The sequence below is a fragment of the Burkholderia sp. AU18528 genome (genome assembly GCF_002223215.2).
In the GTDB taxonomy this organism is placed as follows: domain Bacteria; phylum Pseudomonadota; class Gammaproteobacteria; order Burkholderiales; family Burkholderiaceae; genus Burkholderia; species Burkholderia semiarida.
Genome location: NZ_NKFC02000006.1, coordinates 2208080 through 2224740, shown reverse-complemented (window position 1 = coordinate 2224740; position 16661 = coordinate 2208080). Strand labels below are relative to the sequence as shown.

General features: G+C 65.3%; 14 protein-coding genes, 2 rRNA genes and 1 riboswitch. Of the genes, 8 read left to right on the top strand and 8 right to left on the bottom strand.

The genetic code is table 11. From position 1 onward, the window contains the following. A 23S ribosomal RNA gene (locus CFB52_RS26720) occupies positions 1 to 111 on the top strand; the annotation flags it as partial. A gap of 152 nt (positions 112 to 263) precedes the next feature. Then, positions 264 to 376: ribosomal RNA gene (gene rrf, locus CFB52_RS26715) — 5S ribosomal RNA — on the top strand. Between the two features lie 278 nt (positions 377 to 654). Here rrf and CFB52_RS26710 read toward each other — a convergent pair. After that, a protein-coding gene (locus CFB52_RS26710; RefSeq protein WP_099317844.1) for an IS3 family transposase occupies positions 655 to 1865 on the bottom strand; the annotation gives its coding sequence in 2 pieces (ribosomal slippage) (positions 655 to 1550 and positions 1550 to 1865; 1212 coding nt in all). Positions 1866 to 2280: 415 nt separating this feature from the next. Here CFB52_RS26710 and CFB52_RS26705 point away from each other — a divergent pair. Beyond that, positions 2281 to 3705, top strand: coding sequence for a DHA2 family efflux MFS transporter permease subunit (locus CFB52_RS26705; RefSeq protein WP_099317843.1), 1425 nt, complete (start codon positions 2281 to 2283; stop codon positions 3703 to 3705). 290 nt (positions 3706 to 3995) lie between these two features. Here CFB52_RS26705 and CFB52_RS26700 read toward each other — a convergent pair whose 3' ends face one another. From CFB52_RS26700 to CFB52_RS26690, 3 genes are all read right to left on the bottom strand, one after another. Next, positions 3996 to 4757: a 2OG-Fe(II) oxygenase gene (locus CFB52_RS26700; RefSeq protein WP_099317842.1), complete on the bottom strand. Its 762-nt coding sequence runs from the start codon at positions 4755 to 4757 to the stop codon at positions 3996 to 3998. 247 nt (positions 4758 to 5004) lie between these two features. Further along, positions 5005 to 6597, bottom strand: a complete 1593-nt coding sequence (locus CFB52_RS26695; RefSeq protein ID WP_099317841.1) for an inorganic phosphate transporter — start codon at positions 6595 to 6597, stop codon at positions 5005 to 5007. A gap of 164 nt (positions 6598 to 6761) precedes the next feature. Then, a complete protein-coding gene (locus tag CFB52_RS26690) occupies positions 6762 to 7349 on the bottom strand; it encodes a histidine phosphatase family protein (protein WP_099317840.1) in 588 nt (195 codons plus the stop codon). Between the two features lie 46 nt (positions 7350 to 7395). Next, a riboswitch (cobalamin riboswitch) is annotated at positions 7396 to 7539 on the top strand. A gap of 32 nt (positions 7540 to 7571) precedes the next feature. Between CFB52_RS26690 and CFB52_RS26685 the strand changes: the two genes are divergently transcribed. Beyond that, the gene (locus CFB52_RS26685) at positions 7572 to 7781 is read left to right on the top strand and encodes a CbtB-domain containing protein (RefSeq protein WP_034175140.1); all 210 of its coding nucleotides are present in this window, start codon (positions 7572 to 7574) and stop codon (positions 7779 to 7781) included. Positions 7782 to 7794: 13 nt separating this feature from the next. Then, entirely contained in the window at positions 7795 to 8517 is a 723-nt protein-coding gene (locus CFB52_RS26680) for a CbtA family protein (RefSeq protein ID WP_059575577.1), read from the top strand. A 22-nt stretch (positions 8518 to 8539) separates the two neighbouring features. Here CFB52_RS26680 and CFB52_RS26675 read toward each other — a convergent pair whose 3' ends face one another. Beyond that, positions 8540 to 9448, bottom strand: a complete 909-nt coding sequence (locus CFB52_RS26675; RefSeq protein WP_099317839.1) for a LysR family transcriptional regulator — start codon at positions 9446 to 9448, stop codon at positions 8540 to 8542. 128 nt (positions 9449 to 9576) lie between these two features. On the opposite strand from CFB52_RS26675, the gene metE reads away from it, so the two are divergent. Next, positions 9577 to 11871 (top strand): 5-methyltetrahydropteroyltriglutamate--homocysteine S-methyltransferase, encoded by a 2295-nt coding sequence (gene metE / locus CFB52_RS26670; protein WP_059575574.1) that lies wholly within the window; start codon positions 9577 to 9579, stop codon positions 11869 to 11871. Positions 11872 to 11980: 109 nt separating this feature from the next. Here the strand turns inward: metE and CFB52_RS26665 are convergent, their stop codons facing one another. Both CFB52_RS26665 and speB read right to left on the bottom strand, forming a co-directional pair. Then, positions 11981 to 13306 (bottom strand): MFS transporter, encoded by a 1326-nt coding sequence (locus CFB52_RS26665; RefSeq protein ID WP_060315178.1) that lies wholly within the window; start codon positions 13304 to 13306, stop codon positions 11981 to 11983. A gap of 54 nt (positions 13307 to 13360) precedes the next feature. Continuing rightward, entirely contained in the window at positions 13361 to 14317 is a 957-nt protein-coding gene (speB, locus tag CFB52_RS26660; RefSeq protein WP_059575568.1) for an agmatinase, read from the bottom strand. A gap of 134 nt (positions 14318 to 14451) precedes the next feature. Here speB and CFB52_RS26655 point away from each other — a divergent pair, with 134 nt between their 5' ends. Continuing rightward, positions 14452 to 15369, top strand: coding sequence for a LysR family transcriptional regulator (locus CFB52_RS26655; protein WP_179231794.1), 918 nt, complete (start codon positions 14452 to 14454; stop codon positions 15367 to 15369). 66 nt (positions 15370 to 15435) lie between these two features. Here the strand turns inward: CFB52_RS26655 and CFB52_RS26650 are convergent, their stop codons facing one another. Next, a complete protein-coding gene (locus CFB52_RS26650; protein ID WP_006488501.1) occupies positions 15436 to 15900 on the bottom strand; it encodes an Lrp/AsnC family transcriptional regulator in 465 nt (154 codons plus the stop codon). A 135-nt stretch (positions 15901 to 16035) separates the two neighbouring features. Between CFB52_RS26650 and CFB52_RS26645 the strand changes: the two genes are divergently transcribed. Continuing rightward, the gene (locus tag CFB52_RS26645; RefSeq protein WP_059643529.1) at positions 16036 to 16656 is read left to right on the top strand and encodes a LysE family translocator; all 621 of its coding nucleotides are present in this window, start codon (positions 16036 to 16038) and stop codon (positions 16654 to 16656) included. Positions 16657 to 16661: the final 5 nt, after the last annotated feature.

The window sequence follows — 16661 nt, the reverse complement described above, 5'->3', positions numbered from 1 at the left end:
GACTAGATCCCCTTGAAGGGTCGTTCGAGACCAGGACGTTGATAGGTCGGGTGTGTAAGCGCAGTAATGCGTTCAGCTAACCGATACTAATTGCCCGTAAGGCTTGATCCTATAACAAGTCTGCCTTATGGATCTGCGCCGTGCTCTGCACGAGCAGCGATCCAAAGCGACAAGTTGGATTCTCGTGTGTGATACACACAACCTGATTACTGCTTCTTCCCAGATTGGTTCTGTTGGCCACGCCAGCAGAACAACCCTCTTTGCCTGATGACCATAGCGAGTCGGTCCCACCCCTTCCCATCCCGAACAGGACCGTGAAACGACTCTACGCCGATGATAGTGCGGATTCCCGTGTGAAAGTAGGTAATCGTCAGGCTCCCTAAGCCAAAAACCCCCGCCCGAACAGGCGGGGGTTTTTGCATTTCGGCATCCCAAAAGGCCGGCGGTGAAGCATTACCGAGGCTACCTGCGCCGAGTCCCGCTGCGACGTAATGAATAGCAGTGCAGACCGGTCCATCCTGCGCTCCGTTATTCTCGGGTAGCGGCCGTTGTACCGTCCTGAATCTCCCAGCACCTCCTTCCGCTAACCGTACCATCCGTCTTCAGGATCGATTCTGGCCAATTGGAGTTGCCCCTGTAATACCGGACACAGCGTCACACTAAGGTTGCTGAATCCATCGAGCGCCGGAACTCGCGAGGCGAGCGGTATTTCAGCGCGCTATGGGGATGCTTCTCGTTGTAATGCTCGAACGCGATGGCCAAGTTGCGTGCGGCAGTCGCTGCGTCCGGCTTCGGCATAAAGGCGACGTAGTCGCGTTTCATCGTCTTCACGAAGCTCTCTGCCATCCCATTACTTTGTGGGCTGCACACCGGTGTGGTCAATGGCTTCAGGCCGATGGCCACTGCGAACCGGCGCGTGTCGTCGGCCGTGTACCCCGAACCGTTGTCGCTCAGCCACTCGATTTCGGACGGGGTATGCAGTTCGTTGCCAAACCGATTTTCCACTGCAGCCAGCATCACGTCTCGCACGATGTCGCCGCTGTGGCCTGCTGTCGTGGCCGCCCAGCTCATCGCCTCTCGGTCGCAGCAATCCAGCGCAAACGTCACCCGCAGCGGCTCGCCGTTGTCGCAGCGGAACTCGAAGCCGTCCGAGCACCATCGCTGATTGCTGCGCGCGACGGCCACTTTGCCGTCATGTCGACGTTGCGGCCGCGGTGGAGTCGGTCGGCGCTGCATCAGCAACCCGTGCGTGCGCATGACGCGATAGATGCGCTTGGCATTGAACGGCGCCAGCCCAACCGCGACGCGCTCGTTGCGCAATATGCCCCAAACTCGGCGATAGCCATAGCTGGGCAAATCGCCGATGACCCGGTGGATTTCCTCGACCGCGACCGCGTCGTCAGTCCGCCTTGATTGACGGCCATCGCGCCACGTCGCCGGACGCGACAGTCGTGCCAATACGTTCGAGCGCGACACGCCGAGAACTTCACAAACCAGTTTCACTGGTCGTCCTCCGGCAGCGAGGGCGAGTGCGCTATCCATTTTTTTGCCCGGCCGTACTCGACTGCTTCGCGGAGAATCTCGTTCTCCATGGTCTTCTTGCCGAGCATCCGTTGCAGCTCACGAATCTGCTTGAGCGCGTCGGCCAGTTCCGAGGCCGGAACCACCTCCTCGCCAGCTTTGACCGCTGACAGGCTCCCATCCTGGTACAGCTTGCGCCAGTGGAACAGTTGGTTCGGATTCACGCCGTGCTGGCGCGCGACCATCGAAACCGATTTCCCCGGCTCGAAACTCTCGCGAACCATCGCCAGCTTCTGCTCCGCCGTCCAGCGCCGCCGGCGCTCCGGGCCCGTCAACACTTCCATCACTTCCTGCCTGGTGTTAGTCAAAAACACAGTCTTATGCCTACCCGTTATTGTAAGTGGGTGACTGTGTCCGGCGTTTCAGGGGGCTGCTCCACCAATATTGCACATTCGGCGACGATGTTGCGATGGCTGATGATGAGCGATGTTGATCGGCAATGATCGATGAATACTGCCTCCTGACGAAAAATCCCTGCATCTGCCCGTCCTTCGAGGCGCCGTGTCATACGCACCACTCGGCGATCGCAGCACGACATCATCATAAAAATCTATGCGCATAAAGTTCATTCGCGCGACATGCCCGGCAGAGCGGGAAGCAAGCCCTTCGGGGTAATATCATCGCTCGTCCCGATTCCCGGTGCTTTGCCTGCATCCGCCGGCGGTCGGCGCTTTTTGCATTCCGTCTTCTGCATCGTTCATGACTGACAGCCCCGCTCAAAGTGGTCGGACGACCGACTTCTTGCCGTATCTCGTCGCCGCGACCTTCTTCATGGAGTACCTCGACACGACGGTGATCGCGACCGCGCTGCCGCAAATGGCCCGCTCCTTCGGCGTCGGACCGAACGCACTGAGCCTCGGGATGACGGCCTACATGCTGGCGCTGGCGGTGTTCATCCCGATCAGCGGCTGGATCGCGGATCGCTATGGTTCACGCACCGTCTTTGCGAGTGCGATCGTCGTCTTTACCGGCGCGTCGGTGCTGTGCGGGCTGTCCGAAGGGGTGATGTCGTTTACGGCTGCCCGGCTGCTGCAGGGTGTCGGCGGGGCGATGATGGTGCCGGTCGGGCGGATGATCGTCGTGCGCAGTACCGAGAAGGCGAGGCTGATGCGCGCGATCGCGACGATCACGTGGCCGGGGATCGTCGCGCCCGTCGTCGGGCCGCCGATCGGGGGCTTCATCACGACCTATGCATCGTGGAGATGGATCTTCCTGTTGAACGTCCCGTTCGGCCTTGCCGCGCTCGTTTGTACCTGGCTGATCGTCCGGAATACGCGGGCCGGCGAGCAACGGCCGCTCGACTGGGTCGGCTTCGTGCTGGCCGGCGGCGCATTGACCTGCCTGTTGATCGGCACCGAAGCGGCTGGCCAGCAGGATGTCGATTTCACGCGCGCGGGTGCCCTGGTGGGCGCGAGCGTGCTGTTCGGCATTGCCGCTTGGCTGCATGCGCGACGCTGCGCGCATCCGCTGCTCGATTTCACGACGCTGAAGGTGCCGACGTTCTCGGTGACCGTGATCACCGGCTCGATCACGCGGATGGCGATCAACGCCGTCCCGTACCTGCTGCCGCTGTTGTTCCAGGTCGGCTTCGGGCTATCGCCGTTTCAGTCCGGCCTGCTGCTGCTCGCGAGCGCGCTCGGCAATCTCGGGATGAAGGCGGGCACGTCGTGGATCCTTGATCGTTACGGCTTCCGGCGCGTTGCGCTCGTCGACGTCACGATCGTCGGCATTTTCACGATCGCATGCGGCTGGCTGACTGCGTCGACGCCGCTGGCGATCACGCTGTTCGTCGTATTCGTCTACGGGCTCACGCGGTCGATGCAGTTCACGACGCTCGCGACGCTGGCCTATGCGGATATCCCGCCTCAGCAAACGAGCGCGGCCAGCACGCTGTGGAGCGCCGCGCAGCAGATGACGATCGGGATGGGGATCGCGTTCGGTGCATTGTCGCTGCGGCTCGCGGCATGGGGGCGCGGCGACGCGGCCGGCATGCACTACGTGCTCGACGATTTCCGCTGGGCGTTCGTCGCGGCGGGCGTGCTCGCGCTGCTGACGTTGCCGGGCTATGCACGGCTGGCCTCCGATGCCGGCGACCGGCTGCGGGCCAACATGGCGCGAGGATAGGCCGGACTGGCAATCGTATCGGCGGGGCGACAGGTGAGCGCGGATGTTTTGCAGCACTCACCCTGAAGGGCCGATTCGTTTCTGCGTGGATCGCTTGACGGTCGGCGCAATCGGTATTCAGTCATTGCGGGCACGCGGCCTTCTGGTCGATCGTGCTTTGTCGGAACGCTCTCGGAACGATAGCGTGCGGTGCCGCGGCGACCATGCATGCGATGCGCGACAGGGGCGGGACGAGACAGCAGCCGTCCGTCCCGATGCCCAATGCCCAATGCCCGCTATCCACTACCTCCCTACTGCGCGTCATGGAAGATGATGCCGACCGTATGGCGGTGGCCGCTTCGAATCCGGCTGACGCCGTGCCGCAGGTTGACGCGATAGACGCCGCGGGTTCCCTGCACGGGCCGGCCGTGTACCGCGAAGATCACCGCGTCGCCTTGTGTCAGCGGCACCACTTCCGCACGCGACTGCATGCGTGGTCGCTGTTCCGTCAGCACGAATTCCCCGCCACTGAAATCGCGGCCCGGCGCCGACAGCAGGATCGCGACCTGCAGCGGAAACACGTGCTCGCCATACAGGTCCTGATGGAGGCAGTTGTAGTCGTCGGCACCGTATTGCAGGATCAGCGGTGTCGGTCGCGTCTGTCCCGCTGCGTGGCAGCGGTCTAGGAACGTCGCATGGTCTTTCGGATAACGGACGTCGCATCCGAGCGCCTGGTTCCAGCGATTCGCGATCGGCGCGAGATGCGGGTAGATCGTCGCGCGCAGCTCGGCGATGACCGCGGGCAGCGGATATGCGAAATACTTGTACTCGCCGCGGCCAAAGCCGTGCCGCGCCATCACGACGCGTGAACGATAGAGCGCATCGCGCGGATAGAGCGACGCGAGTGCATCGCACTCGCGTGCCGACATCAGGCCCGGCACGCGCGCGCATCCGTAGCGATCGAGCTCGGCATCGACGCTCGACCAGTCGAGGGTGTCGACGCGTTGCGCGATGTCCTGCGAGTCGACGGCGGGTTGCAGATCGGCAATGTTCACGGGCGTACCTCGGGGCATCGGCAGTGCGGCGTCGTGCGGTCGCGCACGGTCGGATTCACGATGAAAGTTGATGAACCCAGTCTAGCGGCGTCCGCGTGCCGGCGCGCTCCAGATTTTGCGCTTTAATTCGGGCCAGGAAGCATTGAAGGCGCGGCATCGACACACTGAATGTTGCGACGTGCCGGAGCGGAGAAGCGGAGAAGCGCCATATCCCACCTGCCGCGGCGGATAGCCGGCGATCGCCCGCCACCCGCCGCGTCCGCGATCAGGCCAGCGACCGGAACAGCCAGTAAAGCCCGGCCGCTAGCGCGATCGACGCCGGCAGCGTCAGCACCCATGCGAGGACGAGGCTGCGCACCGTGCTCCATTGCAAGCCGGAGCCGTTCGCCGCCATCGTGCCCGCGACACCCGACGACAGCACGTGAGTCGTCGATACGGGCAACCCGTACACGTCGGCGGCGCCGATCGTCAGCATCGCGACGAGTTCGGCCGATGCGCCCTGTCCGTACGTCAGATGCTGCTTGCCGATTTTTTCGCCGACGGTCACGACGATCCGCTTCCAGCCGACCATCGTGCCGAGACCCAGCGCGATCGCGACGGCGACCTTCACCCACGTCGGAATGAACTTGGTCGCGTGGTCGAGCTGCGTGCGATAGTTGTTGATCGCGAGCTTGTCGTCTGCCGCGAACGCGGGCTGGCCCGACTTCTCGATCAGGCGAATGGCTTCGGAGACGAGATACATCGTGTTGCGCACGTTGTCGACGTCGCGCTGCGGCACGGCCGCCATCGAGCCCGACGCGCCGACGGCGGTCGCGAGCGACGTGGACAACTGCGCGACGGCCGGCAGTACGGCGGGCGTCAGTTCACGATGCTGCACGTAGTGTTCGACATCGGCGCGCGGGTTCGCGGACGGCGCGACGCCGTTCGTGTACTTCCCGAACGTCGCGGCCGCCTGGTTCGCCACGGCCACGAAGGTCTGCGATTCGGCGGGCGTGACGGCCTTGTTCAGCGCATACGCGGTGGGCACGGTGCCGATCAGGATAAGCATGATGAGGCCCATCCCTTTCTGCCCGTCGTTCGACCCGTGTGCGAACGACACGCCGGTGCAGGTGAGGATCAGCAGGCAGCGAATCCAGAACGGCGGCGGCTGGTCCTTCGGCGGTTCCTTGTACAGCTCGGGAATCCGCACGACGGCCTTCAGCGCGAGTAGCAGCAGCGATGCACACAGGAAACCGACGATCGGCGAGAGCAGCAGCGACTTGCCGACGCCGAGCGCCTGGCCCCAGTCGACGCCGCTCGTGCCGGACGGCCCGTGCATCAGCTGGTTCATCAGCCCCACGCCGATGATCGAGCCGATCAGCGTATGCGAGCTCGAAGACGGCAATCCGAAATACCAGGTCGTGAGGTTCCAGACGATCGCGGCGATCAGCAGTGCGAACACCATCGCGAAGCCCGCGCCGCTGCCGACCTGCAGGATCAGCTCGACCGGCAGCAACTGCAGGATGCCGAAGGCGACGGCACCGCTCGAGACCATCACACCGAGGAAGTTCCACATGCCCGACCAGATCACTGCGACGTTCGGCGTCAGCGAGTGCGTATAGATCACGGTGGCGACCGCATTCGCGGTGTCGTGGAAGCCGTTGACGAATTCGAAGCCGAGCGCGATCAGCAGCGCGGCGCCGAGCAGCAGATACGGGAACAGCGTCCCTTCGCGGACCGGCGCCAGATCGGCGAGCAAGTGCGTGGCGATATAGACGGCGCCGAGCACGAGCACCAGCAGAAATGCGGCATAACCGATCTGCCTGTTGCGTGCGACGGAGCCGGGATGGTGCGGGGAGGACGAAGCGGGTTGATTCATGACGGCATCTCGTGAGGGAACCGCGTCCGATCCTAGCTGCGGCTAGCAGTCAGTTTGATGACAGGTGGGACGGCGAACGGTGCGTCTTACGGGATGTAAGGCAAGCGGCGGCATGTGACGCGTCGGGGCGCATCGTCTACCCACATCGTGAACGAGACAGTGGCCTACGCACCCGTGTCGTGCACGTCGTCTGTCGCGGCCAACGTCCAGCCGCCGGGCGACGCGACGAACGTCGTGCACGACAGCGGCGCGACGTCGAGGCGGGCGGCCGCCTCGCGATCCATCCGCAGCACGTGCGCGATGGCCGCGCGGACGATCGGTGCATGCGTGATCGCGACGACATCGCGATCGCGCGGCAATGCGGCCAGCCATGTGCCGACCCGATGCGCGGCGGCGTCGAACGATTCGCCGCGATGCGGCGACGCGGACGGCGAGCCGATCCACGCTGCAAGTTCGTCGGGCAGGTCGCGCGCGAGATCGTGCAGCCGCTTGCCGCGCCAGTTGCCGTAGTCGAGGTCGCGCAGCGCATCGTCGATATCGGCGTGCAGCCCGAGTGCGTCGGCCGTCTGCCTTGCGCAGCGTGCCGGGCTGCACAGCACGAGCGAGCCGGCAACGCCCATCCATCGGCCGCGCAACGCAGCGGCTTCGGCGAGCCCGAGTGCGTCGAGCGGATCGTCGTCGGGAAACGTGCCGGTGCGCATGGCGCGGGTCGATGCGTGCGCGATCAGGCGCAGCGAGGCAGGCAGGGTCATGTCGGTTGTCGGATGATCCGGAACGGGATGCGCTTGCCCATGTGGCATCGCTTCAATACGCGAACGTTCGCGCGTACAATTCGCCCGATACGAAGCGCGGAAGCCGGTGCAATTCCGGCGCGGTCGCGCCACTGTAACCGGAGAATCGATGATCCCGGAAGCCAGACCTGCCTTCGTACCCATCCATCATTTGTCGGGGCGCGATTCCCCTGAGGTGCATCCATGAGCGAAGCAGTGCTGAAGCCGGCGGTCGTGCCGGCGCCCATCCCCGTCCGTGAGCTGTTGCCGTGGGCCGTGTTCGTCGGCCTGATCCTGCTGCTCGCACTCTATTTCGTCGGTGCGGAACAGGGCGCGACGTCGCTCGTGCCGGGCATGGTCGTACACGAATTCGTCCACGACGGCCGCCATCTGCTCGGCTTTCCCTGCCACTGACGCGGAGTAAAAGATGGTCGGAAAGCTGCTCATGCGCGGGATGCTCGCCGGCATCGCCGCGGGCCTCCTCACGTTCGGTTTCGCGAAAATCGTCGGCGAACCGCAAGTCGATCAGGCAATCGCCTTCGAGGAAAAAACCACCGCCGCCCAAGGCGAGGCGCCGGAGCCCGAGCTGGTCAGCCGCCACACGCAGGCCGGCCTCGGGCTGCTGACGGGCGTCGTGACCTACGGCGCGGCATTCGGCGGGCTGTTCTCGCTGGTCTTCGCGTATGCATACGGGCGCGGCAGCCGCCTGCCGGCGCGCCCGCTCGCCGCGTGGCTCGCGCTGGCGGCGTTCGTCGCGCTCGTGATCGTGCCGAACCTCAAGTACCCGGCCAATCCGCCGTCGGTCGGCGACCCCGACACGATCGGCTATCGCACGGGCCTGTTTTTCCTGATGATCGCGATCTCGGTGGCGACGATGGTGTTCTCGGTCAGCGTGCGCCGCCATCTGCTGGCGAAGCTCGGGCAGTGGAACGCATCGATCGTCGCCGGGCTCGTGTTCGTCGCGATCATCGCGGCCGTGCAGATCGGGCTGCCGTCGGTCAGCGAGTTGCCGGCCGATTTCCCGGCGGCCTTGCTGTGGAAATTCCGCGTGGCGGCCATCGGCATGCAGGTGATCATGTGGACGACGATCGGCCTGCTGTTCGGCGCATGGGTCGAGCGCGGCGAGCGCGCGGGAATGCGCGCCGCCTGACGCGCGGGGCAACCGGGCGCGCCTAGCGCAGCATGCGCGGCGCGCTCCACGTCGATTCGCGCGCCAGCGCGACGAACGCCGCCAGATAGTCAATCGATGCATCCGCTTCACGGATGCCGAGGAAGATCTGCTTCGCGATGCCCTTCTTGCCGAGCTTGACCGGCACGACCGGCATCCGGTCCGCGTACTCGTCCGCGAGCCACCGCGGCAGCGCGGCCACGCCGCGCCCGCTCGCGACCATCTGCAACATGATGTCGGTCGTCTCGATCGACTTGTGCCGCCTCGGCACGATGCCGGCCGGCGTCAGGAACTGGTTGTAGATGTCGAGCCGATCGGTTTCGACCGGGTACGTGATCAGGATCTCGTCGGCCAGCTGCGCGGGCGTCACGTAGTCGGCATGCGCGAACCGGTGCGAATCCGCGACCACGAGCACCTGTTCGTAGTCGAACACGGGATCGAAACGCAGCCCCGGCTTGTTCAGCGGATCGGGCGTCACCAGCACGTCGATGTCGTAACCGAACAGCGCGCCGATGCCGCCGAACTGGAAGCGCTGCTTCACGTCCACGTCGACGTCGGGCCAGCGCGACAGGTACGGCGACACGACCTTCAGCAGCCACTGGTAGCACGGGTGGCACTCCATCCCGATGCGCAGCGTGCCGCGCTCGCCCTTCGCGTACTGCTTCATCCGTTCCTCGGCGAGCTCGAACTGCGGCAGCAGCCGGTTCGCCAGCTTCAGCAGATACTGCCCGCCCTGCGTGAGCCGCAGGCCGCGGCCTTCCCGGTCCCAGATCGGTGTGCCGAGCTGCTGCTCGATTTTCCTGACGGTATGGCTGAGCGCCGACTGCGTGAGGTGCAGTGCATTGGCCGCCGCGGTCAGCGAGCCCTGGCGCTCGACTTCACGAATGACGACGAGATGGAATCGTTCCAGCATGGATGGCGCTCATTTCCACGAATACATGAAGAATGTTAATGGATGAATGAAATAATGCCATTTTATTTCATGGTTTGAAATCCCTATGATGGCTGCCGGATCTTCATTTTTCTCTGGACGGCAGCTTCATGGTCACGACACACAACCTCGGTTTTCCGCGCATCGGCGCGAAGCGCGAACTCAAGTTCGGTCTCGAACGCTACTGGAAGGGCGAATCGTCGCGCGACGAACTGAAGGCGCTCGGCGCCGAGTTGCGGCGGCGCCACTGGCACGACCAGCGTGATCTCGATCTCGCGCCGATCGGCGACTTCGCGTTCTACGACCAGGTGCTCGACATGAGCTTCACGCTCGGCAACCTGCCGAAGCGCGTGCAGGATTTCCACGGCGATGCGCTCGACAACTATTTCCGCGTCGCGCGCGGCCGTTCGGCGCAGTCGGCGGAAGAACATGCGGCGTGCTGCGGCGGTGTCGCGGCCGGCGAAATGACGAAGTGGTTCGACACGAACTACCACTACATCGTGCCGGAGTTCCACGCGGATACGAATTTCTCGCTCGATCCGTCGCGTCTGCTGCAGCAACTGGCCGAAGCGAACGCGCAGGGCGTGCGCGCGAAACCGGTGATTCTCGGCCCCGTCACGTACCTGTGGCTCGGCAAGTCGAAGGACGATTCCGATCGCCTCGCGTTGCTGCCGAAGCTGCTGCCGGTGTACGGCGCGCTGCTCGACACGCTGACCGCGCAGGGCGTCGAATGGGCGCAGATCGACGAGCCGATTCTCGTGACCGAGCTCGATGCCGAATGGCGCCAGGCGTTGCGCACCGCGTACGCGGCGCTGGAAACGCGCCGCATCAAGCTACTGCTCGCCACGTACTTCGGCCAGCTTCAGGACAACCTGACGCTCGCGGCGTCGCTGCCGGTCGACGGCCTGCATATCGACGCGATCAACGCGCGCGACGAAGTCGACGCGCTGGTGCGTGAACTGCCGGCAGACCGCGTGCTGTCGGTGGGCGCGATCAATGGCCGCAACATCTGGAAGACCGACCTGAACGCGACGCTCGACTGGCTCGAACCGCTCGCGAAGCAACTGGGCGACCGGCTGTGGCTCGCGCCGTCGTGCTCGCTGCTGCATGTGCCGGTCGATCTCGCGAGCGAGGAGAAGCTCGACGCGGAAATCCGCTCGTGGCTCGCGTTCGCGCTGCAGAAACTCGACGAGTTGAAGGTGCTCGCGATCGCGCTGAACGAAGGCCGCGACAAGGTGGCCGGCGCGCTCGCCGCGAATGCCGCCGCGATCGATTCGCGCCGCCGCTCGCCGCGCGTGAACAACCCGGCGGTGAAGGCCGCAATCGCGCGCATCGACACGCAGCTCGGCAACCGTGCGAGCCCCTATACGCAGCGTGCGTCGAAGCAGTCGGCGCGACTGAACCTGCCGGCGTTTCCGACGACGACGATCGGTTCGTTCCCGCAGACCGCCGAGATCCGCCAGGCGCGCAGCCGGTTCAAGGCCGGCGCGCTGGACGAAGCCGGCTATCGCACGGCGATGCAGGCCGAGATCGAACGCAGCGTGCGCGAACAGGAGTCGCTCGAACTCGACGTGCTCGTGCATGGCGAAGCCGAGCGCAACGACATGGTCGAATACTTCGGCGAGCAACTCGACGGCTACGCGTTCAGCCAGTTCGGCTGGGTCCAGTCGTACGGTTCGCGCTGCGTGAAGCCGCCGATCCTGTTCGGCGACATCAGCCGCCCGAAGGCGATGACGGTCGAGTGGATCGCCTATGCGCAGTCACTGACGGACAAGCCGATGAAGGGCATGCTGACCGGCCCGGTGACGATCCTGAACTGGTCGTTCGTGCGTGACGACCAGCCGCGCTCGGTATCGTGCTACCAGCTTGCGCTGGCGATCCGCGACGAAGTGCTCGATCTCGAGAAGGCGGGCGTGCGCGTGATCCAGATCGACGAAGCGGCGCTGCGCGAAGGTCTGCCGTTGCGCCGCGCGCAATGGAGCGAATACCTGAAGTGGGCCGTCGAGTCGTTCCGCATCGCCGCGAACGGGGTGCAGGACGATACGCAGATCCACACGCACATGTGCTATTCGGAATTCAACGACATCATCGCGTCGATCGCCGACATGGATGCCGACGTGATCACGATCGAGACGTCGCGCTCCGACATGGAGCTGCTCGACGCGTTCGACACGTTCAAGTATCCGAATGAAATCGGGCCGGGCGTGTACGACATCCATTCGCCGAACATTCCGACGCAGGATCACATCGTCGGGTTGATGAAGAAGGCGGCCGAACGGATTCCGGCGGAACGTCTGTGGGTGAACCCGGATTGCGGGCTGAAGACGCGGCAGTGGGCGGAAGTGATTCCGGCGCTGACGAACATGGTCGCCGCCGCGAAGACGCTGCGCAATCAGGTGCAGTGACGCAGCGAACGCGGTGCGGTACCGTCGCGATCGACGATCGGACGAAAAAAACGACCCGCGGCAGCGGGTCGTTTTTTGTCATGCATGCATGTGCACCACGCGTCGAGCGCTACGCGGTGCGCGTGCCGCGCGGCAGCGCGTCGTTCGTCTTGCCGGGCGCACCCGCATCGTCGATGCGGACGCGGCGCGAGATCAGCCACACGCAGAGCGACGACAGCACGGCCGCACTCGTGTACTGGAGCGCGAGCGGCCACCATTGCGGCGCGGCGTGCTGCGCGATGATGGTCGCGACCAGCGGCGTGAGGCCGCCGGCGAGCGCGCCGCACACCTGGTACGCGATCGAGATCGCCGTATAGCGGATCCGCGCGACGAAGATGCCGCTGACGAAGCCCGCGACGACCGAGTAGTAGCCCGATTCCGCGAGCGTCGCGAGTCCGACGCCGATCGTGATCGACACCGGCGTGCCCAGGTGCACGAGCGGCAGCATCACGAACGGGACGATCATCGCCCAGGCGCCGGTGATCAGCAGCACGCGCGTGGTGCCGAAGCGCTGCGCGAGGAACGCGGCCGCGAGCTGCACGACGAACTGCAGCACCGCGACGATCGTCATGCAATGCAGCACCATCGACCGGTCGAGCGACAGGAATTGCGTCGCATAGCTGATCATGAAGATGTTGCTGAAATACACGCCGGCGATCCCGTAAACGTTCGCGCCGATCGCGAGCAGCAGCAGCGGCCAGACCTTGAGCGCTTCGCGCAGCGGTTTTTGCGCGATGTTGCCGCTCTTCCTGACTTCCTCGAACTCGGGCGATTCCGACACGCTCGCGCGGATCACGAAGCCGACGATCAGCAGCACGGAACTCGCGAGGAACGGCACGCGCCAGCCCCAGCTCATCATGTCGTCCTTCGACAGCGTGCTGATCGCGCCGAACGCGAGCATCGACAGGATCAGGCCGCTCGCGCTGCCCAACTGCGCGAACGACGCGAAGAACGTGCGCTTGCCCTCGGGTGCATGCTCGCCGGCGAGCAGCACCGCGCCGCCCCATTCGCCGCCGACCGCGATGCCTTGCAGCACGCGCATCAGCACGAGCAGGATCGGTGCGATCACGCCGGCTTGCGCATGGGTGGGCAGCAGGCCGATCGCGACCGTCGACACGGCCATCAGCATCAGCGTCGCGAGCAGCGAGCGCTTGCGGCCGAAGCGGTCGCCCAGATAGCCGAACATCACGCCGCCGAGCGGCCGCGCGAAGAAACCGACCGCGAACGAACCGAACGATGCGAGCAGGCTGATGAAGCGGTTTTCGCCGGGAAAGAACAGCGGCCCGAACACGATGGCGGCGGCGGTCGCATAACTATAGAAGTCGTACCATTCGATCGTGGTGCCGACGAACGAAGCGAGCGCCGCACGCTTCGGTTGCTTGACGGAAGTCCCCATCTTGGTGTGTGCTCCTCTGGAATCCTCTGATTTGGAATAGTGGCGGCGCCGGGATCAGTCGCGGTAGGCGACGCCCGGCAGCACGCACAGCAGCTCGTACGCGAGGTTCGCGCCGAGCAGCGCCGTGGTGCCGAACGGGTCGTACGGCGGCGCGACTTCGACGAGATCGCAGCCGACGATGTTCAGCCCCTTCGCGCCGCGGATGATCTCGAGCGCTTGCGGCACCGTGAGGCCCGCGATTTCCGGCGTGCCGGTGCCCGGTGCGTAGGCCGGGTCGATGCCGTCGATGTCGAACGTGATGTAGACGGGCGTGTCGCCGATGCGCGCGCGCACTTCTTCCATCAGCGGCGCGAGCGATTTGTTCCAGCATTCCTCGGCCTGGACGACGCGGAAGCCCTGCTCCCGGCACCAGTCGAAATCCTCGGCCGCGTAGCCGGTGCCGCGCAGGCCGATCTGCGTGACCTTGTCGCCGTGCAGCAACCCTTCCTCGACCGCGCGGCGGAACGGCGTGCCGTGCGCGATCTTTTCGCCCATCATCGTATCGTTCACGTCGGCGTGTGCATCGACGTGGATCAATGCAACCTTGCCGTGCTTGCGGTGGATCGCGCGCAGGATCGGCAGCGCGATCGTATGATCGCCGCCGAGTGTGATCGGCTTGCAGTCGTGCTCGAGAATCGCGTCGTACGCGGCCTCGATGCGGGCGATCGAATCGTGCAGGTTGTACGGGTTGATCGCGACGTCGCCGATGTCGGCGATCTGCAGCGAATCGAAGGGCGCCGCGCGCGTGGCCATGTTGTACGGGCGCAGCAGCACGGATTCGGTGCGGATCTGGCGCGGGCCGAAGCGCGCGCCGGTGCGGTTCGACGTACCGAGATCGAACGGCACGCCGACGAAACATGCGTCGAGGCCTTCGGCGCTCGCCACGTGCGGCAGGCGCATCATCGTCGCGATGCCGCCGGAGCGCGGCATTTCATTGCCGCCGAGCGGCTGGAAATGGGTGTGGTCGTTCATGGGTTCGTCTCTTCCGGTGTGGGGTTGCCGTATCATGCGACGCGGCCTGGCGCACAGTTTTACGCGCTCCGCCGGCAAAGAAGAATGCGAAGATATCGACGTAAACATCGATCTTCATCGATGTATGGAAGGGGATGAACGTGCTGGGGAATCTGTCGACCCTCGATCTGCGGTTGATCCGCGTGTTTCTCGCGGTCACGGACGCGGGCGGCGTGTCGGCCGCGCAGGCGATACTGAACGTCGGCCAGTCGACGATCAGCGCGCAGCTGTCGTCGCTCGAGACGCGGCTCGGCTACCGGCTGTGCGAGCGCGGCCGCAGCGGCTTCCGGCTCACGCCGAAGGGCGAACGGTTCCACGCGATGAGCCGCAAGCTGCTCGCGGCGCTCGACGAATTCGGGATGGCCGCGCGGCACATGGATCGCCAACTGGTCGGCACGCTGAACATCGGCCTGATCGGCCATACGCCGGTGAGCCAGAACGCGCGGATCGCCGAAGCCATCGCCGCGTTCCGCACGCGCGACGAGGCGGTGCGCTTCTCGATCTCGGTGCGCGCGCCCGGCGATCTCGAGGAAAAGTTGCTGAGCAACGAGATCCAGATCGCGGTCGGCTATTTCTGGCATCGCGTGCCGACGCTGCACTACACGCCGCTGTTCATCGAGCGGCAGGTCGCCTACTGCGGCCGTGGCCATCCGCTGTTCGAGGGCGCCGGCACGCTGACGCCGGCCGACGTCGCCGGCTTCGAGTGGGCCTGGCGCTCGTATCCGCTGCCGGAAGCGCAGATGTCGACGACGCCCGATCGCGTGACCGCGACCGCCGACAACATGGAGGCCGTCGCGCTGCTGATCCTGTCAGGCCATCACCTCGGCTACCTGCCGCAGCACTTCGCGGCGCCCTATGTGGCGCAGGGCCTGCTCGCACCGCTCAATCCGGAGCAACTGCACTACGAGGTCACGTTCCACATGGTCGTGGCGCGCGACGGACGCGGCGATCCGGTGGTCGAAGCGTTTCTCGAGGATCTCGAGCGCGCGCATCAGGCGCCCGACGTGGTGTGACGCCGGCGCGGCGCGGCCGACCAGGTGAACGCGCGTTGCGCGGGCGGCTTGCCGGCCAGCCATGCATCACGGCACCGGCAACCCCGCATCGTGCTTCACCTCGCGCAGCGACAGCGCCGATTCGATCGACGTCACGCCCGGCAGCATCCGCAGCGAATCGCGCAGGAACGTGCCGTAATCGTCGAGATCGCGCGCGACCACCTGCAACAGGTAGTCGGCGGTGCCCGCGACGTTGTGGCAGGCCAGGATCCGCTCGATGCCGAGCACTTCCCGTTCGAACCGGTCGGCGACCTTGCGGTCGTGCGTCGCGAACCGCACGAGCACGAACGCGACCACGCCGAAACCGAGCGCCTGGCGCGACAGTTGGGCGCGGTAGCGCTCGATGTAGCCGTCGTTTTCCAGACGTTTGAGGCGCCGCGCGCAAGGCGTCTCGGACAGGCCGACGGATTCGGCGAGCCGCGCGATCGGCAGGCGGCCGTCGCGCTGCACCGCGGCGAGGATCGCGCGGTCGGTTTTGTCGAGGTCGATCATGTTGGCGGAATCCTTGTCGTGACCCCGTGATTGTGGCGGATTCCGCTCCGACTCGCCATTCCTGAGCCGCAAATGGCCAATAATCCCTCTGCCTTCGGCGGCAACATATCGTCATTGAAGGACGAGGGGCAGACCATGATTTCCACGCATTTGCTGTTGATTTATCTCGCCGCGCTGGCGGCCATTTACGCGGTGCCAGGGCCCGACATGGCGCTCGTGCTGCAAACCAGCATCGGCCGCGGCGTGCGGCCGGGGATGGCGGCGGCCGCCGGCCTGTCGCTCGCCCGCACCGTGCACGTGACGCTGTCGGCATGCGGCGTCGCGGCGCTGATCCGCGGCGCGCCGTGGCTGTACGAGGTGATCCGCTACGGCGGCGCACTCTATCTCGCGTATGTCGCGATCCAGGTGTTCCGCTCGCCCGTGTTCGCGCTCGGCGACGGCGACGCGGCGGCGGGCGAACTGCGGCAGTCGTTCGTGAAGGGATTGCTGACCAATCTGCTGAACCCGAAGGCGCTGTTGTTCTGCTCGGTGCTGCTGCCGCAGTTCGTGCGGCCCGAGGTCGGGCCGGTCGTCTGGCAGATGTTCGAACTCGGTGCGCTGCTGGTGGCGGCCGGCGTGTGCTTCGACCTCGCGTGCGTGTTCGGCGCGTCGCGCATCGCGGCGTGGATGCGTGCGCATCCGCTCGCGCAGACGGTGCAGCGCTGGACCTTCTCCGCGGCGTTGATCGGTTTCGCGCTGCGTTTGTCGATGGACTGAGCGTT